Below are 25,933 nucleotides of genomic sequence, written 5' to 3'. Positions count from 1 at the left end.
CTGAGTTTTTAGTGTGTTGAAGTCTTCAGCGCTTAATCAGGAGGGGCATGAATGCCGGTACGCAGTTGTGAACTGCGAATTTTGTCGCATATTGAACAAAAGTGGAAGAGGTAATCGAGATTATAAACCGGGAAATGATAACAAGATTTTATCGGCGAACTGTGGGAAAATGATTTGACGTACTAATTGTGCGCCTTTTATCCTTAGGAAAGCCCATTTTAAAGGAGTTGTCATGGATACCGAATTGAAGATGTCGCTGTTCACTACCGTCTGCGCGCTGGCGGTCATTATCGCTTTCAGCTTCGTTGCCGCGTTGAACTGATTTACCCCCGGTTATAAAAAAGGCGCAGCCAGGCTGCGCCTCATCACCTCAGAACCTGCGCTTACGCCAGGTTTTCCGCTGCGAAGGTCCAGTTGACCAACGCCCAGAAGTTTTCCAGGTATTTTGGACGCGCATTGCGGTAATCGATGTAATACGCATGTTCCCACACGTCAACGGTCAGCAGCGGTTTGTCTTCACCGGTCAGCGGGGTGGCCGCGTTGGAGGTGTTGACGATCGCCAGCGCGCCGTCCGGTTTTTTCACCAGCCAGGTCCAGCCGGCACCGAAGTTTTTCACTGCGGCATCGGTGAACTGCTCTTTGAACGCAGCGAAAGAGCCGAAGGATTTGACGATCGCTGCCGCCAGTTCGCCCTGCGGTTCACCGCCGCCCTGTGGTGACAGGCAGTGCCAGTAGAAGGTGTGGTTCCACACCTGCGCGGCGTTGTTGAAGACGCCGCCGTTAGAGGTCTTGATGATCTCTTCGAGCGATTTGCCCTCGAACTCGCTGCCTTTCACCAGGTTGTTCAGGTTAACCACGTAGGTGTTGTGGTGCTTGCCGTAGTGGTATTCCAGGGTCTCGGCGGAGATGTGCGGCTCGAGCGCGTTTTTCTCATACGGTAATGCAGGTAATTCAAACGACATTGCTTCCTCCTTTACAGCGCCATTCGCCTCTCGCCGGGCGAGAGTTATATGGGCCGTTTTTTATTGTGGTCATTCAATCTTAACAATTTTCATCATAAAAAACAGGAAGAAAAGCGAGAAATGCGCGTGGGGAGGTGCGATGGGCGATAGCTTGAGCAGGCGGTTGCGACCGGGGCCGCAACCGCACAGAGCAGGGAATTAACGGATAGTTTTCGGCGTTACTACGCGGCGTGCGCCGATGTAGTGGTTCTGCCAATAGTCGTTGTCGAGCTGGCTGATGCGGATCTCTTCACCGGTGCGCGGTGACTGGATGAATTTGCCGTTGCCGAGGTAGACGCCAACATGGTCCGCCACGCCGCGGTTGTTGATGCGGAAGAACACCAGATCGCCGCTTTCCAGTTCGCTTTTCTTGATCGGCGCCGCGTCGCGCAGGTGATACATCTCGTTGGCGGTGCGCGGCATTTTGATTTTCACCACGTCTTTATAGGCGTAATAGATAAGGCCGCTGCAGTCGAAGCCGGTGCGCGGCGAACTGCCGCCCCAGCGATAAGGCTTGCCCATCTGATCCATCAGCTTGGCCATCGCGGTCTGCTTGGCGTGTTGGTAGCGTTTTTTGTGCGCCGGGCTAAGTTTTAACGGCTTCTCGTCACGCACCAGTTTAGCGGTGGCCATACCGGCTTCGCGGTGGCGACCATAGCCTTTTTTATAGCCCTTCTTCGGCGGGGTGACTTTAATCTTGGCAGTTTTCTGCGCTTTGGCCTTGGGTTTGGCGCTGGCGATCTTTTTCGCGCTTTTCTCGCTTTTCGCCTTGGCGGTCTTGGTTTTTTTCGCGGGGGCCGTCACTTTGGCTTTTTTAGCGGCTTTGTCCGCTTTCTTTTTTCTGCGGTCATCGGGCCGCGCTTCATTAGCATGGCTTTTACGCTGCTCGGCGGCAACACGCGCCTGTGGCGCAGCGTGCGCCAAATTGAAGAAGAGCTGCGTAAACAGCAGCGCAAAGAGCGTAAGAATTAAACGCATGTCGACGTCACCAACCTTGGCCCCGAAGCGGATATCGAAAGAGTTACAGTATTCCCGAATTTCGCCATATAAAACAGCGAAGAACTCATAAATAATAATCCATATTGTGAGAAAACGTTAATGACATTTTTTTTGTTTCAAAATCAGCCTGTTGGTGTATAAAAAAGCGCCAGTCGGCGGTGGCGGATATAATTAAGTCGCGCCGTCATCGCGGCGCAATATATTAGTGAAATGGTCGGATTAAAAATGTTATTCTCAACGTATGTTTTGACCGGAATGACGTGGCCGGTGAAACGCGATCGGCGGCGGGCGAATATCCTTGCAAAAGATGGCGTTTTCTTGCGACTGTTCCAGCCGCTACAATAGCCCGCGTGATGCATGTTGTAGCCATGAAATGTGGCTTGAGGAAGCAATAAATGACGACGACACTTGAAAAAATTCAGCACCAGATCGCTGAAAACCCGATTCTGCTGTACATGAAAGGTTCGCCAAAGCTGCCGAGCTGTGGCTTCTCCGCGCAGGCAGTGCAAGCGCTGTCCGCCTGCGGCGAGCGTTTCGCCTACGTGGATATTCTGCAAAACCCGGACATCCGCGCCGAATTGCCAAAATACGCCAACTGGCCGACGTTCCCGCAGCTGTGGGTAGACGGTGAGCTGGTCGGCGGTTGCGATATCATCATCGAAATGTATCAGCGCGGCGAACTGCAGCAGCTGATCAAAGAAACGGCAGAAAAGTATAAAGCGCAGGAAGACCAGCAGTCTTAATCGACAGGCTTGTGGTTATCGCGTAACGGGCGGCGCCAGTGCAAACTGGGCCGCCTTTTTTGTTGGGCTTATTCGGCGAGATCGCCGGCGGGCAGCGGCCAGCCGCCGAGACGTTTCCAGCGGTTAACCAGCTCGCAAAACAGCAGGGCGGTTTGCTCGGTGTCGTACAGCGCAGAGTGCGCCTGGCTGCTGTCGAACGGCATACCGGCGGCGATGCAGGCTTTCGCCAACACCGTTTGGCCCAGCACCAGGCCGCTCAGCGCAGCGGTGTCGAAGGTGGCGAACGGATGGAACGGATTGCGCTTCAGGCCGGCACGTTCGGCCGCGGCCATCAGGAAGCTGTGATCGAAGTTGGCGTTGTGCGCCACGATAATGGCCCGGTTGCACCCGCGCTCCTTGAGCCCTTTGCGCACCGCTTTGAAAATGGCGTGCAGCGCGTCGTATTCGCTGACCGCGCCGCGCAACGGGTTGTGCGGATCGATGCCGTTAAACGCCAGCGCTTCCGGCTGCAGGTTGGCGCCCTCGAAAGGCTCCACGTGGAAGTGCAGAGTCTCGTCCTGCTGCAGCCAGCCATCTTCATCCATTTTCAGCGTCACGGCGGCGATCTCCAGCAACGCATCGGTATTGGCGTTGAAGCCGGCGGTTTCAACATCTATTACTACGGGATAAAACCCACGAAAACGACCACTCAGGGCGTTAAGATCACTTTTTTCGGCCATCAGTTTCTTATCTTCATCGAATGCAGCGCGCATTATGGCAAATTTTGCGCCCGGTTGCAGGCGCTATCGCGCGGAGAATCAGCAGGGCGCCAGCGCGCCCTGAAGGGGGGGCTTAATGGCCGAGGCCCTGACCGGCGTGTTTGTTTTCGATCAGCTCAATTTTGTAGCCGTCCGGATCTTCGACGAAGGCGATCACCGTGGTGCCGCCTTTCACCGGGCCGGCTTCGCGGGTGACCTTGCCGCCTGCGCGACGGATGCTGTCGCAGGTGGCGGCAACGTCGTCTACGCCCAATGCCAGGTGGCCGAAGGCGGTGCCCATGTCGTAGCTGTCGGTGCCCCAGTTATAGGTCAGTTCGATAACCGCGCCTTCGCTCTCTTCCGTATAGCCGACGAAAGCCAGGGAGTATTTGTACTCCGGGTTTTCGCTGGTGCGCAGCAGACGCATGCCTAATACCTTGGTGTAAAAGTCGATGGCACGTTGCAGGTCACCGACGCGGATCATGGTATGGAGTAAGCGCATAATTCCTCTGAATTGACTGTGCCGTGGCAGACGGCGGGTGGATTGAAGCACAAGCGAGTATAGCCTTGTCCTACAAGGGAATTCAATGTGACGAATGAGTGACAATGTCACCTGTCGGGTTTGGAGCGGTGGTGTTTAAATATTGATCGAGCGTACCGATCGATACGAAGTAATTGATCTGCACAATCAATTATCAATTCCCCACATAACCGTGTAGAAATTGAACTGCAGCATAAACAACACCAGGGAACCCCGGCCCGCCTTGTGCGGGCCTTTTTGCGCGCGGCGCATAAAAAACGGCCATGCGATTGCGTGGCCGTTGGGGTCAGGACGGGTTACTTCGCCAGAAACGGATAGTCGGTATAGCCTTCGGCACCGCCGCCGTAGAAGGTTTCTGGCTTAGGTTCGTTCAGCGGGGCGTGCTGACGGAAACGCTCGACCAGATCCGGGTTGGCGATATAGCTGCGGCCGAAGGCCACCGCGTCGATGAAGCCTTTTTCGATTAACGCTTCGGCTTTTTCGGCGGTGTAGGCGCCAGCGCCGACGATCACCCCTTTAAAGTGGGCGCGCACCGAGTCGCGGAAGGCGTCGGAATACGGCTTGCCACCGGCCCAGTCCGGTTCGGAGATGTGCAGGTAAGCGATGTTGCGCTTATTCAGCTCTTCCACCAAATACAGCGCCGCTTCTTCCTGATCTTCACCGTTGTCCAGCCCATTGAACGGCCCAAGCGGCGAGATACGAATACCGATGTGCTCGGAACCCCATTCGGCAATGGTGGCATCGACCACTTCCAGCGTCAGGCGGGTGCGGTTCTCAATGCTGCCACCGTATTGATCGGTACGTTGGTTGGAAGCCGGTGACATGAACTGGTGCAGCAGATAGCCGTGGGCCGCATGCAGTTCGATGAAGTCGAAGCCGGCGTCACGCGCGTTGGCGGTCGCCTGGCGGAAATCGTTAACGATGCCCGGGATCTCGCTGGTTTCCAGCGCGCGCGGCGTAGAGGTCGGTACGCGTACCCAGGCGCCGGTTTCATCACGCACGGTGGTGCGGGTGTCGGCGTTGATTGCCGAAGGCGCGACCGGCGCTTGCCCGCCCGGCTGCAGGCTGGCGTGGGAGATGCGGCCTACATGCCACAGCTGTACGGCGATGTGGCCGTTTTTGTCGTGTACCGCCTGCGTGATGTGTTTCCACGCGGCGATCTGTTCCGGGGTATGCAGGCCTGGCGCACCGGCGTAGCCTTTCGCCTGGAAGGAGATCTGCGTCGCTTCGGTCACGATCAGGCCGGCGCTGGCGCGCTGCGCATAATATTCCGCCATCAGTGGCGTAGGAATATCGCCCGGTTCGATGCTGCGCAGACGCGTCAGCGGAGCCATAAACACGCGGTTGGGCAGGGTGACGGCGCCAACCTTCAGCGGAGAGAGCAATTTTTCAGTCTTCATAGTGCATCCTGTATTTAATAGACCGGTCGTCTAGTGATGGGCGATAAAAAAACACGAACTGCATTTTCACGAAAAAAGACGGTGGTGTTATGGCTGCGGCGGGCGCAGCAGCAACTCGATGCTTTCCAGCGCGCTGGTTAACGGCGCCAGCGAGTGACGGATCTTGGCGCGCAACGAGGCGCCGAGCCACAGTGAATACAGCGTTTCTGCGGTCGCCGCGGGGCTCATGGCCACCGACAGCGAGCCCTCTGCGATACCGCGCTCGATGGCCTCCTGCAAGTGGCCGATCACGCGAGCGGTGCCCGTTTCCAGCGCATGGCGCATTGGTTCCGACAGATCGCTCACCTCGGCGGAAAGCTTCACCGCCAGGCAGGCGTTATGGCATTCGCTGCGGCAGTGATAGCTGATAGCCTGGGCGTAATAGCCGAGCAGCTGGTGGCGGGCATCGCCGCGTCTGTCGGCAAACAGCGCCTGCATCTGTGCGTCATAATGCGTGAAATAGCGTTGCAGCATCGCTTCGCCGAAGGCTTCCTTCGAGCGAAAATAGTGGTAGAACGAGCCTTTCGGCACGCCCGCGGTAGCCAGCAGTTCGCTCAGCCCCATGCCGGTAAAGCCCAGGCGCAGGCTGAGGGTTTCGCCGGTGGCGAGCAGATGTTCACGTGTATCCACGTTGCAATGCGTTGATTTGGTCATCATGGCGCCGAGCATAATAGACCGATTGGTCTAGGTCAATGGGAATAAAAAAACCGGCGCACAAAACGCCGGTTGTCTGCAAACTATTGTGCCCCAGCGGCACGCGGAAGTTAAGCGCTACGCCGCGTTGCGGCAACGCTGCAGGATATCCAACTGGGATTGATATTCGCGGGTCTGTACGTTCAGCATGCCCAACAGGGTGTGGAACAGGTTGTCCTGCGACACGTCGTCCTTTTCCGCCAGCGTGTTCAGGCACTGGCGATCAATGCCGAAATTGCGCTGATAGTCGGCAGACATCCACATCAGGAAAGGCACGTGCGTTTGCTGACTCGGCGCGAAGACATAAGGCGTGCCGTGCAGATACATGCCGTTTTCCCCCAGCGATTCGCCGTGATCGGATAAATAGACCAGTGCGGTATTGAACCGATCGTCATACTGCCGCAGCAGCTTGATGGTGGCATCGAGCATTGCGTCGGTATACAGGATTGAGTTGTCGTAGGTGTTCACCAGCTGTTCATGGCTGCAATCCTGGATCTGATTGCTGTTGCAGGTTGGCGAAAACGTCTGGAATTCTGGTGTGCTGCGGCGGTAGTAAGCCGGGCCGTGGCTGCCCATCTGGTGCAGCACGATCACGCCGTCGTCATTCAGACTATTGATATAGTCGTTCAGCTTGTACAGCAGCACGTTGTCCATGCAAACCTCACCGTCACAGTCCTGCGGCAGTTTCAGCTTGGTCATGTCCACGTGCGGCACCCGGTCACAGGCACCTTTGCAGCCGCCGTCATTATCGCGCCACAGTACATTGACGCCGGCATGCGCCAGCACGTCGAGCATACCTTCTTGATGCGTTGCCTGAGTCGCGTCGTACTCCTTGCGGGGCATGTTGGAGAACATGCAGGGGACGGAGATCGCCGTTTCGGTGCCGCAAGAACTGGCGTTCTTGAAGTAGACCACGTCGTCCTGCTTCAGGCGCGGGTTGGTTTCGCGCCCGTAACCTCCGAGGGAGAAGTTTTCGGCGCGGGCGGTTTCGCCCACCACCAGGATCACCAGCGTTTTCTTGGTCTGCTTGGCGATCAGCGGCCCTTTACGCGCGTCTTCACCGATCTTGACCAGCGGCAGATTGCGGGTGAAGTAACGTTGTTCGGTAAACTTGATGGTGCCGGCCACGAAGTTGGAAGGCGTCAACATCTTCACCACGCTTTTATTGTTGCGGATCAGCGAAGCGTAGTCTTTGTAGAACAGCGCGGCGACGATCAGGATCACCACCAACGACAGCATGACGTTAGCGGCGCGCAGCCCGACCATGTACCACCAGGGGCGAGTCTGGCGAATTTGGGTGAAGCAGACCGCTACCGCCGGCAGAATGCCGAGCAGCGCCAGCCACAATCCCATGCGCGGCGTCAGCAGCGCGGTCGCCTCCTGCGGGTTGGTTTCGAAGGCGTTTTGCATCATGTTGCCGTCGATCACCACACCATAGCTGAACATGAAATAGTTGGCTGCGGCGCTGCCGAGCAAGAAAAAGATGATCAACGGCTTACGCAGGTAGGGCACGGTCAACACGCTGAAGATAATATTCAGCGCACAAAAGATCACCACCGGCATGCTCGCCGCGAAAATCACGCTGTGGACGCTATCGAAGGTGATATACGACCAGGCGCGATGCAGGAATAACGCGTTTTGAAATAGAGTGAAGAACAGGGCGGTGGCGAGGGTAAAACCGAGGCTGTTGCACTGTAAGCGTTGACGTAACCACATTGCCAATGTCGGGATCCTGAAAGTAGATAATGTCGTGAAATCTACCGGATGAAACTTAAGAAAACCTTAGAAATTCAGAATACTGGCGACGGAGAATACGTGAAAACCGCCAGGCCTTATGGCCTGGCGGTGGGGCCGTTTAGTAGGCGGCGGTGAATTGCGCGCGAATAAACTGAGGTTTTTCAATCTCATCAACGATAGCGACCGCCAGATCTTCCACCGAAATGCTGGCCGGCGCGTCGCCGTTCATCAGCAGTTGCGTGGTGCCGAGGCGGAACTGGCCGGTGCGTTTGCCCGGCTCCAGCAGGGCGGCCGGCGAGAGATAGGTCCAGTCGAGCGCCGATTCGTTGCGCAGTTTATTGCGCAGATCGCGCACCGCCTGCGCGCCGGGGCGGATATTTTCCGGGAACTGCGGCGTATCCACCAGTTCAACGCCCGGCGCCACTTCCAGGCTGCCTGCGCCGCCCACCACCAACAGGCGCTTGACGCCTGCCTGCCCGACAGCGGTAAGGATCTGCTGGGCGCCGCGCGTAGTCTTCTCATACAGGTTGTCTTCGCCCCAGCCGGGATTGTAGGCGCTGATCACCGCATCCTGACCGTGCAACTGCCCCGCCAGCCAGGCGGTGTCGGCGACGTCGCCCAGTGCGATGGTCAGATTGGCGTGCTCCGGCAAATCTTTTTTCTGGCGGGCGATTGCCGTTACCTGAATACCGCGAGCCAGCGCTTCATCTACCACGCGGCGGCCAACAAAACCGGTTGCTCCAATAATGGCTACTTTCATCTGTATGCTCCTTCGGGGATAGGTTCAGTATCGTAAGGCAGGCCGATGTGCCTGCTGCGTGGTGTCTACTCTAGTCCTTAACAATAGCCGTGATTAGTGCCATATTCATGCTTTCTTGATTAAGTAAAACTTCATAATCGTGGATAAACTCAATCGAATGGCGGTATTCGCCACCGTGGTGGCGGAGGGATCGCTGGCCGGCGCGGCGCGGCGTCTGGGCATGACGCCGTCGGCGGTCAGTCAGCATATGCGCTCGCTGGAGAAGGCGCTCGGGGTGCCATTGCTGCATCGTTCCACCCGCCGTCTGGCGCTGACCGAGGCGGGAGCCGCGTTCTATCCCGGCTGCGAGGCGATGCTGCAACAGGCGAAGCAGGCGGAGCAGCGGCTGGCGGAGCTGCGGGATACGCTGGTGGGCGAGCTGCGCATCGCCACCCCGGTCGGCATCGGCGGCCGTTCGTTGGCGGAGGCGTTGTCGCCGCTGTTGCAGGCGCACCCCAAGCTGACGCTGCGGGTGCTGGCGGACGATCGCATCGTCGACATGATAGAACAGCGGGTCGACATCGCGCTGCGGGCCAACCGTCAACTGGCGGACGCCAATATGATCGCGCATCCGCTGACGGCGTGGCCGATGGTGCTGTGCGCCGCGCCGCGTTATCTCAGCCAGCATGGGGTGCCGGAAAAACCGCAGGATTTGGTGCAGCACCGCTGGATCTCCAGCGGCTACAGCGGGGCCCATCTGGACTTGCTGCATCAGTCCGGCCAGCAGGTTAAGCTACGGCTGGCGGAAGGGCAGATCGTCAGTGAGAGCATGAACGTAATGCGCGCCTTTACCCGTGCCGGGCTGGGCATTTCCGTTCAGCCGCTGTATGAAATTGGCGATGAGCTGCAGCGCGGCGAGCTGTTGCTGCTGTTGCCGGAGTGGCGGCCGGCGCCGCTGCGGCTGAACGCGCTGACGCTCGAACGCACTATGCCGGAGAAAAGCCGCCAGGCGCTGCGCTATTTGCGCGACTATTTTCGCCGCAATGGCGAAAAGGGACTTGCCAGCGGCGGCGATGGCGTCTTCAATTAGCAAGAGAACGCAGGAGGAGCCTCGTGGCGCAGCAGCTTGAGTTTTTCGACATTCCCAGCCCGTGTCGCGGCATTTGCCAGGCTGACGATCGCGGATTCTGCCGTGGCTGCCTACGCAGCCGCGAGGAGCGTTTCGGCTGGATGAACATGAGCGACGCGCAAAAGCGCGAGGTGCTGCGCCTGTGCCGTCAACGCTTCCTGCGGCTGCAGCGTGCCAATAAAGCGCCCGACGAGCCGCTGCCGGAGCAGCCGTCACTGTTTTAACCTTTCCTGATCTGCCGCACGTTCGTGTGGCTTACCGCTTCCCTGTGCCTCACTGGCTTGTGTATGCTGACTGACAACTAATGTCATGAGGTTTTCGCAATGGTAGAACGTATTCGTCTCGCGCCGCAGGGGCCTGAATTTTCCCGCATGATTTGCGGTTACTGGCGGTTGATGGAGTGGGGCATGTCGCCGCAGCAGCTGCTGACGTTCATCGAACAGCATGTCGAACTGGGCGTCACCACCGCCGATCACGCCGATATCTACGGTGGCTATGCCTGCGAACAGGCGTTCGGCGATGCGCTGCGCCTGAAGCCGGCGCTGCGCCAGTCGCTGGAATTGGTGACCAAGTGCGGCATCGCCACCACCGCCAAGCCCGGCAACCCGATCGGCCACTACATCACCGACCGCGATCATATCGTACAGAGCGCGGAACAGTCGCTGCGCCATCTGCATACCGACTACCTGGACCTGTTGCTGATCCACCGCCCGGATCCGTTGATGGACGCTGACGACGTGGCCGAAGCCTTTGTCGCGCTGCACAAAAGCGGCAAGGTGCGCCATTTTGGCGTCTCCAACTTTACGCCTGCGCAGTTCCAACTGCTGCAGTCGCGCCTGCCGTTCTCGCTGGTCACCAATCAGGTGGAGATCTCGCCGATTCACCAACCGGCGATCCTGGACGGCACGCTCGACCAGTGCCAGCAGCTGCGCATCAAGCCGATGGCCTGGTCCTGCCTGGGCGGCGGCCGCTTGTTCAACGATGCTGAGTTCCAGCCGCTGCGCGACGAGCTGCAGCGAGTGGCGCAAGAGATCGGCGCCGAGACCATCGAGCAGGTGGTGTATGCCTGGGTGATGCGCCTGCCGTCTTCGCCGCTGCCGATTATCGGCTCCGGCAAGATTGAGCGGGTGCGCTCGGCGCTGAAGGCGCAGAAACTGGTGTTGAACCGCCAGCAGTGGTTCCGCATTCGCAAGGCGGCGCTGGGGTATGACGTGCCCTAAGGCGGAGCAGAAAGAGGAAAGCCGGGCGGCGAAAGCGCCCGGCTTTTTTTTATGCTGATCCTTAGGCCAACACCACCTGATCGGTATTGAAGTGATCGAGCGAGACGCCGATCAGCGTGACCTGGCTGTGCCCGAAGGCCAGCACCAGATCGTCGTTTTGCTGCGTGGCGTAGTCGCGAATATTCCCGCTGGCGCCTTCGGTACCGATAAACACCAGTTTATCGGTGGCGTTGAAGCCATACAGCTGGTCGCGGCCAAAATCCCCGCTGAACAGGAAGGTATTGCCGTTGCCGACGCCCTTCAGGATGTCATCGCCGCTGCCGCCGACGAAGGTCAGATTGCCGCCGGCGTGGCCGATCAGCGTGTCGTTGCCGGCGTTGCCGAACAGCCAGGCGTCGTGGCCGCGAGCCTGCAGGACGTCATCGCCGTCGCCGCCGGTGGTAGTGGCGGCATAGGCTTTGAGGCCCGCATCCGATTTCAATCCGGTTGCTGTCACCTGGTGATCCACCTCTTTGCTGAAAATCAGCCAGGAGGTTTCTTTGCTGCGCAGGGTGCTGATGTCGTCCGCCAGCGTAATGCCGCCCTTGGCATCGCGCAGGTAAAGCGTGTTGCCGTCGTAGGCGACCTCGGTGTTTTTCAACGCCTGCTGGGTATCGAAGATATTGTGGCCTTTGCCGCCGGCGATCAGGTTATAGCCGCCGGCGTCGCGAAAGATATCGTCACCGTCGCGGCCCTCGAGATAGTCGTTGCCTTTGCCGCCCCTGATCAAATCATTGCCGTCGCTGCCGATGATAAACGTCGGTCCGCTGTGCGTTTCCGCGTTGCGGTTCAGGTCTTCCACCCAGGTATTGCCGCGCGTCACGTTCGACAGGTTGGAGACGATGATGGTCGAGTCCTTGTCGGTCAGTGAATAAAACTCGGAGTTCAGCACCCGCATCAGGCCGTCCTGATAAAAGAACGGCAGGTGCGACAGCCAGGTCGGAATGTTGAGAATGGAAAACGGCAGCAGGTTCCAGGCGTCCGACGCGTAGTGGTCGTTGAAGTTGACGATATTGTTGGTGGCGGAGGCGTGCGGCGCATCATGTACGCCCAGTGACGGCAGGGTCAGTGAGGTGCCGTCGAGCGCGCGGAACACCGGGTCGTTCTCGTAGCCGATGTTGATCACCTTACCGCCGGCTTCGTACTGGGTCGGCGAGGCGAAGGCGACATAGTTGGACTGCGCGTAGAAGCCGCCCCAGTTGGCGTCGCTCTGCGCCGCCATGCTATTGACCGCCAGCCCGCCGAGGCTGTGGCCGCTGACCACCACGTCTTCACCGCTCAGCCCGTGGGCCTTAGCGAATTTCGCCACGTCGCCCAGCAAATTGCCGAAGGCCTTCAGCGTATAGCCTTCGGCATAGCCTTTCGGCCCGAACCCGGCCAGCAGATCGTTAATCACATCGCCGATGGTATCGCCGATCAACGACTCGCGCGGGCCGCTGGTGCCGCGAAATGAGATGCCAATGGCGGTGAGATTGCCTTCGCTGTCATATTTGCCCAGTACTTCGGCCTGCGCGGTGGTGTAACCGGCTGTCTCGCCGTAGTAGGTGCCGCGCGCATCGGTTTTGCCGGCGTAACCGAGCTGCGCGGCGCTGATCACCGACCAGCCGGCATTGTTTACCGCCTCCTGCGCGGCCTGTTCGGAGTCGGGGTTCCAAGGGAGGCCAGGCAGGCCACCCTGCGACTGGGTACTGCCGATCAGCGCAGTGACCAGCGTCAGCGGCAGACCGAGGCCGAAACCGGTCTGGTGATAGCCTTCATCGAAGCCGTTATCGATATTATGGTAAGCGTAGGTAGAGATGGCCAAGGCGTCGGAAAACAGCACCTTCGACGCATTTTCGTCCAGATCCTTATAGCTAAAGATGCCCATATCAGTTCCTTATGAAGTATGCCGCCTGGCCGGGGAGTGAACTCTCATGCGTCGGCGGTGGAAACAGGGAAACAACGTTAGCCGAACGACAGCTGGTCAGAGGACCAACATCGGTAGAATTATTATTAGTGCTAAATATTAGGCCTGCGAATCAAATTAGCGAGATTGTGCGTTGGTTAACAGTGCCGACGCAGGCTCTCCTATACTGATAGCTCGATGTAGTCATTAAGGAGACTGATTGATGAAACGTTATTGGTATGCGGCGCTCGGCTTGATGGCGTGTGGCGCGGCTCAGGCGGCGACAGCTGACGTTGAGATGCATCTGGTGACCGGGCAGGGTATCGGTCAGGATATCGGCAAGGTAGTCATCAGCGAAACGCCGTATGGCTTACTGTTCACGCCGAGCCTGAAAGCGTTGCCGGCCGGAGTACACGGTTTCCACGTGCATGAAAAAGGCAGCTGCGAGCCGGGCATGAAGGAAGGTAAAGCGGTGGCGGCGCTGGCGGCCGGCGGACATTTCGACCCGCAAAAGACCGGGAAACACCTCGGGCCGTACGCCGACGGGCACCTGGGCGATCTGCCGGCCATCTATGTGACCGCCGACGGCATGGCAAACTACCCGGTGCTGGCACCGCGGCTGAAAAAAATCAGCGAAATAGAGGGCAAGGCGCTGATGGTGCACGCCGGCGGCGATAACCATTCGGATCATCCACAGCCGCTCGGCGGCGGCGGCGAACGCTTCGCCTGCGGCGTGGTCAAGTGATCATCCGCCGCTAACGGCCGGTGCGGCGGCGGGCTGCCCCATCGCCTGTTGCAATTGCTGCAGTGAGCAGTAGAGCCGCCAGATCAGGCCGGCCAGATCGCGCGCCGCCTGTTCCGGGTGGTGCGCCAACGCGTTGCTCATGCGCAGCAGCTCCTGCAGCGTGGCGTCCAGCGAACTGTGCTGCACGCCTTTCTCCGTCATAATGCCGCGCAGGCAGTGGATACAGACGTTGCGCACCGCCGACAGCGGATCGGAACGGGTCTGCCAGTCGCGCAGCTGCCAGACGATATGGCTGCAGTTGAGCAGCACCACGCCCCAGCGCAGCAGCCAGGTGCGGGCCTCCTGATCCTGACTCTGATTGAGTTGGCTGATGCGATGGTAGATCAGCGATTCGAACTGGCTTTCGCTCTGCTGCGGCTTTTTGCTCAACTGATCGATAAAATCGCGCCGCAGCGCGCGGATAATGCGGCGGCTCTTTCGCTTGTCCGAACTGGGGCGTAGGATCTGAAACGCCAACCCGGCCAGCAATACACCGACGATTTTACCGATGTTGTCATTGATAAAGGACTGGTAGTCATAGCTCGGCGGGTTGCTGACGGTCAGAAACGAGCCCATGAAGACGATCAGCTGCCCCCAGAGCGCGGCATAAGGCGGATTCTGCAGCTTGAGCATTTGCATGGTCACCAGAATAGGGAACAGGAAGGCGCAGAACACCCAGAAGTCGTCAATCTGGATCATCAAACCGAATTTCACCACAAAGCAGGCGACCGAGAGCAGCAGCACCGCCTTGAGCAAGGTGCTGACGCTGTTGATCGGCGAAAGCGTGGAGGAGTAGAGCACGCAGCTGATGGCGGTGAGCGTTAGCGCCGCGCTGCCGGCGTCCCACTGCGTGTTGATCCAGTAGGCGCAGCCGATCACGATGCATAAAAAGGTGCGCAGGCCGTTATAGGCGGCTTCGTAGCTGTCGGTGTGGCGCGCCAGTGAGGTGACGTGCGGCGGCTGGAGATCGCTGACCGCCGTGGCGCTTTCCAACCGCAGCAGCCAGCGGTTGCAGCGCAGGTAAAGCCAACAGAAATCGCGCAACCGCAGCCAGAAGGCGCGATGGCGGTAGTCCGTCGCATCTTGCGGGGCGATCTGCTGGAGCAGACGCGCCAAGCGATATTTATCGGTGGCGGGATCGCGCAGCTCGTCCAGCAGCTGTGTCAGCACCGGCATCAGATTAGCAGGGCGATCCGGCCAGTTCAGCAGCATGCGGCGCAGGCTGGAAATGACGCTGGTAATGCGCAGCTGCTGGTGCAGCAGATAGTTGAGCAGGTTATTTTGCCGCCGCAGCCGGTAGTGGCTCCAGAATGCCTGAATGCGCAGCAGGTTCATGGTCAGGATCTGGCCGATGACCCCCTCGTGCGAGGTGCGCATCTGCGCGGTGACCTCCGGCTGCCACAGCATGGCGGCGTGCTCCAGCAGGCGTAGCTGCATGCGCCGCAGCGAGGTCAGCAAGGCTTCGCCGTCAGAGGTGCTGGGCAGGATCATCATCATCAACCCGCCGCACAGAATACCGGTGATCACTTCGCAAACCCGCGCCTGAGCGATATCGAATATCTGCTGGGTATCGGTGACGTTGACCGTACCGAAGGCGATGATGGCGGCGGTATAGCCCGCCAGCGCGAAGGCGTAAGAGACGTTGTTTTGGTAATGATTCGAGACGTAGGTGCACAGCCCGATCCAGGCGGCGATGAACAGCGTAAACAGCCAGGGATCGTTCAGACAGTGGCCGGCGATCGCTACCGAGGCGGCGGCGCCCACCAGGCTGCCGAAGATGCGGCCGATGCTTTTGCTGATCACGCCGCCGATGGTGGGGAAACTCACCACCGCGGCGGAGGTGAGCGCCCAATAGGGTTCGTCGAGCTCGAGCACGAACGCCACCCACAACGCCAGACACATCGCCAGCGAGTTGCGCAGCGCATAGCGCCATTGGCCGCCGGTCGCCTTACCCCAGGGGGTACGGCTCCACTCCAGAAAAGGCAGGTTCACACTTTAGTTCCGCTGATGAATCGAAATGGTGCAGGTGGTACCGGCGACCAGCGTCAAATCGGCGGGCACGTTGAGCAATTTTATCCGCACCGGCACACGCTGGGCCAAACGTACCCAAGGAACATTGGGCTTAACGTCCATTAATAGATCGTTGCTGCTGTCGACGCTCTGATCGTAAATGGCGCGTCCGATGCTCTCTACTTCCCCCTGTAGCGGCGTGTTGCCGTTATATAAAACGATGTCCGCTTTATTGCCTTCTTTTATATGCTTCAGCTTGGTTTCTTCGAAATATCCGAGCACATAAAACGAATGCACATCCACCAACGCCACCAGGGGCGTGCCGGCGTTGGCGTAGTTTCCGACGCGTGCCTGCAGGTTGGTGATATAACCGTCGGTTGGCGCATAAATTTTGGTTTTGCTCAAATTCCATTTGGCCTGTTCCAGGTTGGCCAGGGCGGCTTTATAGGCGGCCTTCATTGCCTGAGCGGCTAAATTGGACTCGTCCAAGTCTTCAGCGGAAATAACGTTACGCGGTAAACCGCGGCGGCGGGCAGCCTCATGGTCCGCTTTGGCCAGATCGGATTGCGCTTTTGCCACCGCGGCCTCGGCATTGTCCAGCGCAATCTGGTAGGGCACCGGGTCGAGGGTAAAAATCAGACTTCCCGCAGGTACGAACTGATTGTCATTCGCGCTTATTTTCTCTAATCTTCCAGAGACTTCAGGGGTGATATTGACGAGTTCTGCGCGCACTTTTCCGTCACGGGTCCATGGGGATTGCATATAATAATTCCAGAGCCACCAACCGGCGCAGACGGCAATGGCGCAGACGATCACCGTAGAGAAGTATTTTAATGTTTTATGCTGCATGGGTTACCAACTCGCTAAAATCCATAAGGAACCGCTGACGGTCAGAACGAAAATGGACAGGTCCATCAACATGGGATGCCAGATTTCACCGGAATACATCCAGTCTCTCAGCAGCTGATGAATCAGCAGCCATAAGACCAGTCCTAGTAAAAAAGCTTTAAATATAGGTGGAAAATAAAGCGATGCCCCCAGGACCAAATCGGGTAAGGGGGATGAGGTGTGTAACCATGATGTATTCACATTAACAATCCCTAAGGGTGAATATGTTGAATATTTGCATAACGATTAAACAATAGCGGCTAAAAATAGTGGTTATTTCCACAATATACATTATATACATTTGTGTTTTTAATGTGAGTTACCCAAAATAGTCTAAGCTCTGGGAGGTAATGTTAGCATGCTAATTATAAGGAGGGGTAAGTGGAGTCAACATTAGGTTCAGATTTAGCACGATTGGTTCGTGTTTGGCGAGCGCTCATCGATCACCGGCTCAAGCCGTTGGAGCTGACCCAAACGCATTGGGTTACGTTGCACAATATCAATCGCTTGCCGCCGGAGCAGTCGCAAATCCAGCTGGCCAAGGCGATCGGTATCGAGCAACCGTCACTGGTTCGCACGCTGGACCAACTGGAGGAGAAGGGGCTTATCACGCGTCACACCTGTGCCAACGATCGCCGTGCGAAGCGCATCAAGTTGACCGAAGCGGCCGATCCGATCATCAGAGAAGTCGATAGTGTGATCACGTCTACGCGCAGTGAGATTTTAAGCGGCATTACCGCCGACGAAGTGCATCTGTTGGTAGGGCTGATTGGCAAGTTAGAACAAAATATCACCGAACTGCAGAACAAATAATAATATTCTTATTTTCTACGATTACAGTTTCACAGCATCAGAAATAAAACCGGAGGCGATTGCCTCCGGTTTGCCGTGTGCCGCCGGCTGACTTACAGCGGAGAGACGGTGATGGTGTCGCCCATGCGCGCCATGCGCACGCGCTGGCCCGGGCTGAACTTGGTGTCGCCCGCTTTCTGCACCACGACGATGTTCTCTTTCTGGTCGGTTTTGATTTCCAGCTCGTAGCCTGAGGTACGACCGGCCACTTCACCGATGCTGTTGCCCGCTGCGCCGCCGGCGATAGCGCCCGCCGCGGTAGCCAGCGTACGACCGGTACCGCCGCCAACGGTGTTACCCAACAGCCCGCCAATCACTGCGCCGCCGATCATCCCCAAGGCGTTGGAACCTTCCCCGCCCTGAATTTTCACCGGACGCACGGAAACCAGCGTCCCGTAGGTGACGTTCTGCACCTGTTTGGCCTGCGAGGACGAGTAGACATCGCCGGACATGGATTCATTGGCACACCCAGCCAACGTAACGGCGGCGACGGCAACGACGAGAAGACGCTTGATCATATAAAACTCCTGATGGTAGTAGTCCATAACCTGGCAATGCTCACCAGGCAAGATTCAGTGAAAATGATAGACAAAGTATGGCTGAAAGTTGATACAGCGCCATGCCTCATCGCTGCACGCAGCTTAACTTTTCTCTGTTCAACCAATAATAAACCGCGGTTTACCTTTATGACAGCCTCACCGACATTCCGTTGCCGGTTAACGCACGGTTTAACACATGAAATGTGCCACCGCGGCGCACCTGGCTCACGGCGTGTAAAAAAAGCATCATAATTCATGGCGTTAATCCGGCAATTCTGGTTTATTTGTCAGGATAAAATTTGCTTACCGCGCGGGTTAGAGGATGTTGCTATGAAGTCAGGCCGCTATATAGGCGTCATGTCCGGCACCAGTCTGGACGGAATCGATGTGGTATTGGCCGCGATCGACGATCGCATGGTGGCGCAGCAGGCCAGCTATAGCCATCCGATGCCGATCGCGCTGAAAAAAGAGATCCTGGGGATGTGCCAGGGGCAGCAGACCACGCTGGCCGCCGTCGGCCGATTGGACGCACAGCTGGGCACGCTGTTTGGCGAGGCGGTGCTTGGCCTGCTGAAGCAAACCGGCATCGACGCCGAGCAGATCACCGCCATCGGTTGCCACGGCCAGACGGTGTGGCACGAACCGGAAGGCGACGCGCGTTTCTCGATGCAGCTCGGCGACAACAACCGCATCGCCGCGCTGACCAATATCACCACCGTCGGCGATTTCCGCCGGCGCGATATGGCCTACGGCGGGCAGGGCGCGCCGCTGGTGCCTGCGTTTCATCAGGCGCTGCTGGGGCATCCCGTCGAGCGGCGTATGGTGCTGAACGTCGGCGGCATTGCCAACCTTTCTCTGCTGTTGCCCGGTGCGCCGGTGCGCGGTTTCGATACCGGGCCGGGCAATATGCTGATGGATGCCTGGGTCTGGCGTCACCGTGCGCAACCTTACGATCAGGACGGCGGCTGGGCGATGCAGGGGCGAGTCTGCTTGCCGCTGTTGCAGCAAATGCTGGCGGACCCTTACTTTGCGCTACCGGCGCCGAAAAGCACCGGCCGAGAGTATTTCAATATCGCCTGGCTGGAGCGGCAGCTGGCCGGATTGCCGGCGATTGCGCCGGTCGACGTGCAGGCCACGCTGACAGAGCTGACCGCCGTCAGCATCAGCGAACAGGTACAACTAGCCGGCGGGTGCGAGCGCCTGCTGGTCTGCGGTGGCGGAGCGCGCAACACGCTGCTGATGGCGCGCCTGTCGGCGCTGTTGCCGGGCACGGAGGTCGGGCTGACCGACGATTGCGGCGTCAGCGGAGACGACATGGAGGCGCTGGCCTTTGCCTGGCTGGCGTTTCGCACGCTGTCCGGCCAGGCCGGCAACCTGCCTTCGGTCACCGGCGCCAGCCGTGAAACGGTGCTGGGTGGGATTTATCCGGTTTTGCCGTTGAGGGGCCGTTAGCTCTGTTAGGATAACCTGTGAAGGATTTCTCTAAGGAGCAACAGCATGAAAAAAGTCATTTTCGTCGCCGGCGCGCTGGCGTTGTCCGGCTGCAGCTACATCCTGCCGCAGAGCAGCCAGACGATGCACTACCAGTGCGGCACTACGCCGCTGACGGTGGGGCTCGACGGCAAGGCGAGCGAAGTCAGCCTGCTGATGGACGGCGAGCAACTGCATCTTAAGCAGGTGCTGGCGCTGACCGGTGCCAAATACAGCGACGGTAAATACACTTTTTGGTCGAAAGATCGTAACGCCTATCTTGAGCGCAACGGCAAGGTAGTCATGAGCGACTGCGTGTTGACGGAGTGACGGTCACGGCGGCGTCGGAGCGATTGAGTTCCTGACGCCGCAGGCGCAGAATGTAACGACGGATTTTTTCAGTTGGTCGATAAACCAGATGATTGAAAAGAATGAGTTTGATGTTGCGGACCTGCGCCGTGAATATACCCGAGGCGGCCTGCGCCGCAACGATCTGACCGCCAACCCGCTCGAACTGTTCGAGCGCTGGTTGAAACAGGCCTGCGACGCGCGCCTGGCCGATCCTACCGCCATGTGCGTCGCCACCGTCGACGAACACGGCCAGCCGTATCAGCGCATCGTGCTGCTCAAGCATTTCGATGAGCAGGGGCTGGTGTTCTACACCAACCTCGGCAGCCGCAAGGCACAGCAGCTGGCGCAAAACCCGCATATCAGCCTGCTGTTCCCCTGGCACATGCTCGACCGTCAGGTGATTTTCCTGGGGCAGGTGGAGCGCCTGTCGACCCTCGAGGTGCTGAAGTACTTCAACAGCCGGCCGAAGGACAGCCAGATCGGCGCCTGGGTGTCGCAGCAGTCGTCGCGCATTTCCGCGCGCGGCGTGCTGGAAAGCAAATTCCTCGAGTTGAAGCAAAAGTTCCAGCAGGGCGAAGTGCCGTTGCCGAGTTTCTGGGGCGGATTCCGCGTGAAATTTGACTCCGTCGAGTTCTGGCAAGGCGGCGCCCATCGCCTGCATGACCGTTTCCTGTATCAGCGGGACGGGAATGACTGGAAAATTGACCGACTGGCACCTTGAAGACGTAAAATCCCCTCTAAGCGCTGGTGCTGACGCCGCCGGCGCTTTATTCTATGCGCTACCCTGAATTTTTATTTCGCCACTGGGCGAAAGGCCGTGTACCGGCAAAGGTGCATTCGTTTATACATGGAGTCATTGATGGCAAGCAGCAACTTGATTAAACAACTGCAAGAGCGGGGCCTCGTTGCCCAGGTTACGGATGAGGAAGCGTTAGCGGAGCGACTGGCGCAAGGGCCAATTGCACTGTATTGCGGTTTCGATCCGACCGCTGACAGCTTGCATTTGGGCCATCTGGTTCCTCTGTTGTGCCTGAAGCGCTTCCAGCTGGCCGGCCACAAGCCGGTAGCGTTGGTGGGCGGCGCCACTGGCCTCATCGGCGATCCGAGCTTCAAAGCGGCGGAGCGCAAGCTGAACACCACCGATACGGTGAACGAGTGGGTCGAGAAGATCCGCAAACAGGTTTCCCCGTTCCTCGATTTCGACTGCGGCAGCAACAGCGCCATCGCGGCCAACAACTACGACTGGTTCGGCGGCATGAACGTGCTGACCTTCCTGCGTGACATCGGCAAGCACTTCTCCGTCAACCAGATGATCAACAAGGAAGCGGTCAAGCAGCGCCTGAACCGCGACGACTCCGGCATCTCCTTCACCGAGTTCTCCTATAACCTGCTGCAGGGCTACGATTTCTCCGAGCTGTACAACCGCCACCAGGTGGAGCTGCAGATCGGTGGTTCCGATCAGTGGGGCAACATCACCTCAGGTATCGATCTGACGCGTCGTCAGCACCAGAAACAGGTGTTCGGCCTGACCGTGCCGTTGATCACCAAAGCAGACGGCACCAAGTTCGGTAAAACCGAAGGCGGCGCGGTCTGGCTGGCGCCGGAAAAAACCAGCCCGTACAAGTTCTACCAGTTTTGGATCAATACCGCCGACGCTGACGTTTACCGCTTCCTGAAATTCTTCACCTTCATGAGCCTGGAAGACATCAACGCGCTGGAAGAAGAAGACAAAAACAGCGGCAAGGCGCCGCGCGCCCAGTACGTGCTGGCGGAAGAAGTGACCGGCATGGTGCACGGTGCGGAAGGCCTGGCGGCCGCCAAGCGCATCACGCAGAGCCTGTTCTCCGGCGCGCTGCATGACATGACCGAAGCGGACTTCGCCCAACTGGCGCAGGACGGTATGCCGACCATCAAACTGGATGGCGACGCCGATCTGCAGCAGGCGTTGGTGAATGCCGAACTGGTGCCGTCACGCGGCCAGGCGCGCACCATGATCGGTTCCAACGCGGTGACCATCAACGGTGAGAAACAGTCCGATGCCGAATACCGCTTCAGCGATTCAGATCGTCTGTTCGGCCGCTACACGCTGCTGCGTCGCGGCAAGAAACACTACTGCCTGGTGGATTGGCAGTAAGCGAATAATGACGGTAAGGGGCCCTGGCGGCCCCTTTATTTTTGGGCAGCCGCCCGGCTGCCGTATTCAGAACGAGTCTGTCGATGAAAAACATTCTTTCTATCCAGTCGCACGTGGTGTTTGGTCACGCCGGCAACAGTGCGGCTGAGTTTCCGATGCGCCGCATGGGCGTCAACGTCTGGCCGCTGAACACGGTGCAGTTCTCCAACCATACGCAATACGGCCAGTGGACCGGCTGCGTCATGCCGGCCAGCCACCTGACTGAGATCGCGCAGGGTATCGCCAATATCGATCAACTGAAGCGCTGTGATGCGGTGCTGAGCGGTTATATCGGTTCGCCGGAGCAGGGTGACCATATTCTGGAGATCGTGCGTCAGGTTAAGCAGGCGAACCCGAACGCCTGGTATTTTTGCGATCCGGTGATGGGGCATCCGGAAAAAGGCTGCATCGTGGCGCCGGGCGTGGCCGAGTTTCACTGCCGCCAGGCGTTGCCGTGCAGCGACATGGTGGCGCCGAACCTGCTGGAGCTGGAAATGCTGAGCCAGATGGCCGTCGCCAACGTGGCCGATGCGGTGCAGGCCGCCCGCGTGCTGATCGCCAAAGGGCCGCGGCTGGTGCTGGTTAAGCACCTGGCCCGCGCCGGCTATCACGCCGACTGCTTCGAAATGCTGCTGGTGACGGCGGACGAGGCCTGGCACATCAGCCGGCCGCTGGTGGACTTCGGCGCGCGTCAGCCGGTCGGCGTCGGCGATTTGACCAGCGGTCTGCTGCTGGTGGATCTACTGAAGGGCGAGGCGCTGGATAAAGCGCTGGAGCACGTGACCGCCGCCGTGTATGAGGTGATGCTGACGACTCAGGAGATGGGGGAATACGAGCTGCAGGTGGTGGCGGCGCAGGATCGGATCGTGCAGCCGCGCAGCGAATTCAAAGCGGTAAAACTGTAAGTGCAACGGGCCCCGGCGATGGCCACCGGGGCCGAGTGTTTACTTCAATCCTTCGGCGTTCAGCGCCGCATCTACCGCCGGGCGCGCCGCAACGCGATCGAACCAGGCCGCCAGATGGGCGTGCTTGCGCACGTCAAACTGCAGGGCGAATGCCCAGCGCAGCACGGTGAACAGGTAGGCGTCAGCCACGCTGAAACGGCTCCCCAACAGGAAGTGCTGCTTCGCCAGCACCGAATCCAGATAGCTGAACTGCTGCTCCAGCCTGGCGCGCGCGATGGTTTTGTATTCCTCGGGCGTCTTCGGGTTGAACAGCGGGCTGAACCCTTTGTGCAGTTCGGTGGCGATGTAGTTCAGCCATTCGATCGCGTGGTAGCGCGACAGGGTGCCCGCCGCCGGGATCAGGTTGCGGTCCGGCACGCGGTCCGCCAGGTATTGTACGATCGCCACGCCTTCGGTCAGCAGGCTGCCATCGTCCAGCAGCAGCGCCGGGACCTGTCCCTTGGGATTGATGGCGAGGTAATCGGCGCCGCTCTCGGTTTTCTTCTGCGCCAGATCGACCTTCTCCGCCGTAAAATCCAGCCCTGCCTCGCGCAGCACGATATGCGGGGACAGCGAACAGGCGCCGGCTTTATAGAACAGTTTCATCGGAAGCTCCTTGTTGATGACGAATGACGGGCATGCTTAACCTCTCATCGTAGTCCCATAGCGCCAAAATTACAGCGGCTTAGCTTACAAATTTAACCGATGAGCGCCTCGGCTGTCTGCAGCTGCGCCAGCGTTGCGGCGATCTGCTGTTGCAGCGCCTGCGGCGCCACCTGCATGGGCGAACGTAACTCATTGGCGATCAGCCCCTGTTGGGCCAGTACCGTCTTGACCGGCGCCGGATTCGGGAAGCTGAACATCTGGTGGATCATCGGCAGCAGCTCATAGAAGTTGCTGCGCGCAGCGGCCAGATCGCCGGTGGCGACTTGCTGTACCAGCTGGACGAAACGTTCCGGGTGAACATGCGCGGCGGCGGAAATGGCACCGGTGCCGCCGAGGCACAGCGTGGTGAGGATCAGATTGTCTTCCCCGGTCATCACATCGATTTCGCCGTCGGCGATCAGCGCCATGGTAGCGTCAGGGTTGCCGCCGCAGTCCTTGATGGCGGTGATGCGCGGGTGACGTGCGAGCCGGCGCAGCGTGGCCAGCTCCATGGCGATGCCGGTGCGCTGCGGAATGTTGTACAGGATCACCGGCACGGTGGAGGCGTCGGCCAACTGGGTGAAATAGTCGATCAGGCCGCATTGCGAAGGGCGGATGTAGTAAGGCGCCGGGATCAGCACGCCGGCGATGTCGCGCAGCTGAATGGCCTGCTGCATCTGCAGCGTGGCGGCCATGTTATTGCCGGAAAGGCCCATCACCACCTGATGGGCGGGCGCCACCTCCAGCACGGCGTCGAGCACCGCCAGCTGTTCTTCCTTGCTCAGCGCGGCGGCTTCACCGGTAGAGCCGCAGACCACCAGGCCGTCGATGCCGGCGTCGAGCAGGTGCCGCGCTAGGCGTTTCACTGCCGCCAGATCGACGGCATCTTGATTGAAAGGGGTAACCATCGCCACCCAAATACCCGAAAATGAGGCCATAAAATATTCCTTCTGTGTGACCGACAGAGAAGCCAGATGAGAAAATTGAAGGCCGGGCGTTGCGGGCCATCCAGTCAGCTCATCTGACGGGACAGCGCGCCCCGGTCAAATGAGCGTCTGTTTCTTCGATTTAACCGCCGCCAAACCGCCAACGGACAACGCAGGTGTCATCAGAATATCAGCGTTGCGTGGGTAGGCCATGGCAGTCTCGTGAAAAGGAGAAGTGGGGTGATAATGAATATTCTTCATCAGGCTGTCAATTTACAACAGATTGATAACATTGTTATTCATGATTCATCAGCAGGGATGAGTTTGGCTAATAAATAAAATCCCCGCCGCGGCGGGGAGGGTTTGACTGGCTCAGCGCGGCGGGCGGGAGCCGATAGTGGCAGACCAACTGAAGGTGTCGCCGCTTGGCCGGTAGCGGTTGGCTTTGCGTTCTGCACGCTCTGCCTTGGCGAGCTTTGCTCTGGCGGCCATGATGCGCGCCACCACTTCATCCTTGACCTTGTGCTGTTCGGCGTTGGTCAGCGGCCGGCCGTGGCTTTTACGCGCTTTGTCCAGCTCGGTTTTGACTTCCCGTTGCTCGCTTTCCGTCATCTCTTTCAACGTCAACTTTTTCATCTGTGCCGCCCGTTCGGTGAAGTTGGCTTTCAGTTTAACGGTGTTATGTGACCGAAAATGTTATGGGCATAACGAAAATGCCCCGTAGGCCGGCATTACACCTCCTCCAGCAGATCATCGACAAAACGCCGCATGCGTTCGGTGCGAAGCTCGGCCATGTGCCGCCCGGCGGCAGTCTGGAAGCCGTCTTGCAGTTTGAACAGCTTGGTTTCGAAGTGATCCAGGCTGAAACGTTTGTCGTCGTATTGGCGATGTTCGGCCCGCGGGTCGGCGGCGTCGTACAGCGCACTGCGCATGCGGCCGCCGATATAGAAGCAGCGCGCCACGCCAATCAGGCCAATGGCGTCGAGACGATCGGCGTCCTGCAGGATCTTTGCCTCCAGCGTTTGCGGGGGGATGCCAGCGGAAAAACTGTGCGCTTCAATGGCGTGGGCTACCGCCGCGATGTCCGCCGGCGCCCATTCCAGCCGGGTCAGCGTCAGCGTGGCTTGCTCCGCCGCCATGCGCGAGGCCAGATGGCGCTGCGGCGAGTTTTTTTCCACCGCCACGGCGTCATGCAGCAGCACCGCCGCGCAGAGAATGCGCCGGTCGCCGCCTTCCAGCTTGCTGATGTGGCGGCAGTTCTTCCAGACTCGATGCAGGTGCGCCACGTCATGCGAACCGTCGTCCGACTCGAGGGTGAGCGGCAACAGCGTTTGCGCCAGCGTTTGGTAGGGGGAAAACGGTTGTAACAACTCTTGCGTCAGCGAGGGTAAAGACACGTTCAGCTCCTGTTGGGGAAAATCGGTCAATCAGCATAGCCGTGTCGGATGC

Annotated in this window: 29 protein-coding genes; 12 read left to right on the top strand and 17 right to left on the bottom strand. The window is 58.8% G+C overall.

Going from position 1 to position 25,933, the window contains the following annotated elements; all coding sequences use genetic code 11:
- Nucleotides 1-232 precede the first annotated feature (232 nt).
- Nucleotides 233-322: a YnhF family membrane protein gene (locus BVU99_RS17130; RefSeq protein ID WP_019455989.1), complete on the top strand. Its 90-nt coding sequence runs from the start codon at nt 233-235 to the stop codon at nt 320-322.
- A 61-nt stretch (nt 323-383) separates the two neighbouring features.
- Here BVU99_RS17130 and sodB read toward each other — a convergent pair whose 3' ends face one another.
- The gene (sodB, locus tag BVU99_RS17125) at nt 384-962 is read right to left on the bottom strand and encodes a superoxide dismutase [Fe] (RefSeq protein ID WP_004931333.1); all 579 of its coding nucleotides are present in this window, start codon (nt 960-962) and stop codon (nt 384-386) included.
- 198 nt (nt 963-1,160) lie between these two features.
- Nucleotides 1,161-1,979: a C40 family peptidase gene (locus BVU99_RS17120; RefSeq protein WP_043141154.1), complete on the bottom strand. Its 819-nt coding sequence runs from the start codon at nt 1,977-1,979 to the stop codon at nt 1,161-1,163.
- Between the two features lie 416 nt (nt 1,980-2,395).
- Here BVU99_RS17120 and BVU99_RS17115 point away from each other — a divergent pair, with 416 nt between their 5' ends.
- Complete coding sequence (locus tag BVU99_RS17115; RefSeq protein ID WP_004931329.1) at nt 2,396-2,743, top strand: Grx4 family monothiol glutaredoxin; 348 nt, start codon at nt 2,396-2,398, stop codon at nt 2,741-2,743.
- 68 nt (nt 2,744-2,811) lie between these two features.
- Here BVU99_RS17115 and rnt read toward each other — a convergent pair whose 3' ends face one another.
- The 6 genes from rnt to BVU99_RS17085 all read right to left on the bottom strand — a co-directional run bounded on the left by rnt (nt 2,812) and on the right by BVU99_RS17085 (nt 8,650).
- Nucleotides 2,812-3,495: a ribonuclease T gene (rnt, locus tag BVU99_RS17110; protein WP_049295485.1), complete on the bottom strand. Its 684-nt coding sequence runs from the start codon at nt 3,493-3,495 to the stop codon at nt 2,812-2,814.
- A gap of 79 nt (nt 3,496-3,574) precedes the next feature.
- Nucleotides 3,575-3,982: a lactoylglutathione lyase gene (gene gloA / locus BVU99_RS17105; protein WP_004931325.1), complete on the bottom strand. Its 408-nt coding sequence runs from the start codon at nt 3,980-3,982 to the stop codon at nt 3,575-3,577.
- 335 nt (nt 3,983-4,317) lie between these two features.
- Nucleotides 4,318-5,421 carry an alkene reductase gene (locus BVU99_RS17100; protein WP_025302658.1) on the bottom strand — a complete coding sequence of 368 codons (1,104 nt, stop codon included), beginning with the start codon at nt 5,419-5,421 and terminating at the stop codon, nt 4,318-4,320.
- Nucleotides 5,422-5,508: 87 nt separating this feature from the next.
- Nucleotides 5,509-6,114 (bottom strand): TetR/AcrR family transcriptional regulator, encoded by a 606-nt coding sequence (locus BVU99_RS17095; protein WP_089180521.1) that lies wholly within the window; start codon nt 6,112-6,114, stop codon nt 5,509-5,511.
- Nucleotides 6,115-6,231: 117 nt separating this feature from the next.
- Complete coding sequence (gene eptA / locus BVU99_RS17090) at nt 6,232-7,869, bottom strand: phosphoethanolamine transferase EptA (protein ID WP_025302660.1); 1,638 nt, start codon at nt 7,867-7,869, stop codon at nt 6,232-6,234.
- Nucleotides 7,870-8,008: 139 nt separating this feature from the next.
- A complete protein-coding gene (locus BVU99_RS17085) occupies nt 8,009-8,650 on the bottom strand; it encodes an NAD(P)-dependent oxidoreductase (protein WP_025302661.1) in 642 nt (213 codons plus the stop codon).
- 139 nt (nt 8,651-8,789) lie between these two features.
- Between BVU99_RS17085 and BVU99_RS17080 the strand changes: the two genes are divergently transcribed.
- The 3 genes from BVU99_RS17080 (at nt 8,790) to BVU99_RS17070 (ending at nt 10,978) form a co-directional block, all read left to right on the top strand.
- On the top strand, nt 8,790-9,719 hold the full coding sequence (locus tag BVU99_RS17080; protein ID WP_025302662.1) for a LysR substrate-binding domain-containing protein: 930 nt from the start codon (nt 8,790-8,792) through the stop codon (nt 9,717-9,719).
- A 23-nt stretch (nt 9,720-9,742) separates the two neighbouring features.
- Nucleotides 9,743-9,982, top strand: coding sequence for a DUF1289 domain-containing protein (locus BVU99_RS17075; RefSeq protein ID WP_015377731.1), 240 nt, complete (start codon nt 9,743-9,745; stop codon nt 9,980-9,982).
- Between the two features lie 99 nt (nt 9,983-10,081).
- Nucleotides 10,082-10,978, top strand: coding sequence for an aldo/keto reductase family oxidoreductase (locus BVU99_RS17070; RefSeq protein WP_025302663.1), 897 nt, complete (start codon nt 10,082-10,084; stop codon nt 10,976-10,978).
- A 61-nt stretch (nt 10,979-11,039) separates the two neighbouring features.
- Here BVU99_RS17070 and BVU99_RS17065 read toward each other — a convergent pair whose 3' ends face one another.
- Nucleotides 11,040-12,884 carry a polyurethanase gene (locus BVU99_RS17065; RefSeq protein WP_099816798.1) on the bottom strand — a complete coding sequence of 615 codons (1,845 nt, stop codon included), beginning with the start codon at nt 12,882-12,884 and terminating at the stop codon, nt 11,040-11,042.
- A gap of 241 nt (nt 12,885-13,125) precedes the next feature.
- On the opposite strand from BVU99_RS17065, the gene sodC reads away from it, so the two are divergent.
- Complete coding sequence (gene sodC / locus BVU99_RS17060) at nt 13,126-13,647, top strand: superoxide dismutase family protein (RefSeq protein ID WP_025302665.1); 522 nt, start codon at nt 13,126-13,128, stop codon at nt 13,645-13,647.
- Here sodC and BVU99_RS17055 read toward each other — a convergent pair whose 3' ends face one another.
- From BVU99_RS17055 to BVU99_RS17045, 3 genes are read right to left on the bottom strand one after another with little or no spacing between them, the layout of a single operon-like run.
- Entirely contained in the window at nt 13,648-15,678 is a 2,031-nt protein-coding gene (locus BVU99_RS17055) for an FUSC family protein (RefSeq protein WP_099816799.1), read from the bottom strand.
- 3 nt (nt 15,679-15,681) lie between these two features.
- Complete coding sequence (locus BVU99_RS17050; RefSeq protein WP_004931305.1) at nt 15,682-16,545, bottom strand: HlyD family secretion protein; 864 nt, start codon at nt 16,543-16,545, stop codon at nt 15,682-15,684.
- A gap of 3 nt (nt 16,546-16,548) precedes the next feature.
- Nucleotides 16,549-16,785, bottom strand: a complete 237-nt coding sequence (locus BVU99_RS17045; RefSeq protein ID WP_004931303.1) for a DUF1656 domain-containing protein — start codon at nt 16,783-16,785, stop codon at nt 16,549-16,551.
- A gap of 180 nt (nt 16,786-16,965) precedes the next feature.
- Between BVU99_RS17045 and slyA the strand changes: the two genes are divergently transcribed.
- Nucleotides 16,966-17,397: a transcriptional regulator SlyA gene (slyA, locus tag BVU99_RS17040; RefSeq protein WP_004931301.1), complete on the top strand. Its 432-nt coding sequence runs from the start codon at nt 16,966-16,968 to the stop codon at nt 17,395-17,397.
- A gap of 92 nt (nt 17,398-17,489) precedes the next feature.
- Here slyA and BVU99_RS17035 read toward each other — a convergent pair whose 3' ends face one another.
- On the bottom strand, nt 17,490-17,954 hold the full coding sequence (locus tag BVU99_RS17035) for a glycine zipper 2TM domain-containing protein (protein ID WP_025159710.1): 465 nt from the start codon (nt 17,952-17,954) through the stop codon (nt 17,490-17,492).
- A gap of 351 nt (nt 17,955-18,305) precedes the next feature.
- On the opposite strand from BVU99_RS17035, the gene anmK reads away from it, so the two are divergent.
- The 5 genes from anmK to pdxY all read left to right on the top strand — a co-directional run bounded on the left by anmK (nt 18,306) and on the right by pdxY (nt 22,874).
- Nucleotides 18,306-19,427, top strand: coding sequence for an anhydro-N-acetylmuramic acid kinase (gene anmK, locus BVU99_RS17030; RefSeq protein ID WP_025302667.1), 1,122 nt, complete (start codon nt 18,306-18,308; stop codon nt 19,425-19,427).
- A gap of 45 nt (nt 19,428-19,472) precedes the next feature.
- A complete protein-coding gene (locus BVU99_RS17025; RefSeq protein ID WP_043141183.1) occupies nt 19,473-19,775 on the top strand; it encodes an MliC family protein in 303 nt (100 codons plus the stop codon).
- An 88-nt stretch (nt 19,776-19,863) separates the two neighbouring features.
- Entirely contained in the window at nt 19,864-20,517 is a 654-nt protein-coding gene (gene pdxH / locus BVU99_RS17020) for a pyridoxamine 5'-phosphate oxidase (RefSeq protein WP_043141187.1), read from the top strand.
- A 138-nt stretch (nt 20,518-20,655) separates the two neighbouring features.
- Nucleotides 20,656-21,930, top strand: coding sequence for a tyrosine--tRNA ligase (gene tyrS / locus BVU99_RS17015; RefSeq protein WP_043141190.1), 1,275 nt, complete (start codon nt 20,656-20,658; stop codon nt 21,928-21,930).
- 83 nt (nt 21,931-22,013) lie between these two features.
- Nucleotides 22,014-22,874, top strand: a complete 861-nt coding sequence (pdxY, locus tag BVU99_RS17010; protein ID WP_043141216.1) for a pyridoxal kinase PdxY — start codon at nt 22,014-22,016, stop codon at nt 22,872-22,874.
- A gap of 39 nt (nt 22,875-22,913) precedes the next feature.
- Here the strand turns inward: pdxY and gstA are convergent, their stop codons facing one another.
- The 4 genes from gstA to BVU99_RS16990 form a co-directional block, all read right to left on the bottom strand.
- Nucleotides 22,914-23,519 (bottom strand): glutathione transferase GstA, encoded by a 606-nt coding sequence (gene gstA / locus BVU99_RS17005; RefSeq protein ID WP_025302671.1) that lies wholly within the window; start codon nt 23,517-23,519, stop codon nt 22,914-22,916.
- A gap of 92 nt (nt 23,520-23,611) precedes the next feature.
- Nucleotides 23,612-24,496: a 4-hydroxy-tetrahydrodipicolinate synthase gene (gene dapA / locus BVU99_RS17000; RefSeq protein WP_049209383.1), complete on the bottom strand. Its 885-nt coding sequence runs from the start codon at nt 24,494-24,496 to the stop codon at nt 23,612-23,614.
- Between the two features lie 360 nt (nt 24,497-24,856).
- Nucleotides 24,857-25,120: a DUF3811 domain-containing protein gene (locus tag BVU99_RS16995; protein ID WP_004938373.1), complete on the bottom strand. Its 264-nt coding sequence runs from the start codon at nt 25,118-25,120 to the stop codon at nt 24,857-24,859.
- 95 nt (nt 25,121-25,215) lie between these two features.
- The gene (locus BVU99_RS16990; RefSeq protein WP_025302673.1) at nt 25,216-25,881 is read right to left on the bottom strand and encodes an HD domain-containing protein; all 666 of its coding nucleotides are present in this window, start codon (nt 25,879-25,881) and stop codon (nt 25,216-25,218) included.
- Nucleotides 25,882-25,933: the final 52 nt, after the last annotated feature.

The organism is Serratia sp. OLAL2, from assembly GCF_002752475.1.
In the GTDB taxonomy this organism is placed as follows: domain Bacteria; phylum Pseudomonadota; class Gammaproteobacteria; order Enterobacterales; family Enterobacteriaceae; genus Serratia; species Serratia bockelmannii.
This window is presented reverse-complemented; position numbering and strand designations above follow the sequence as displayed.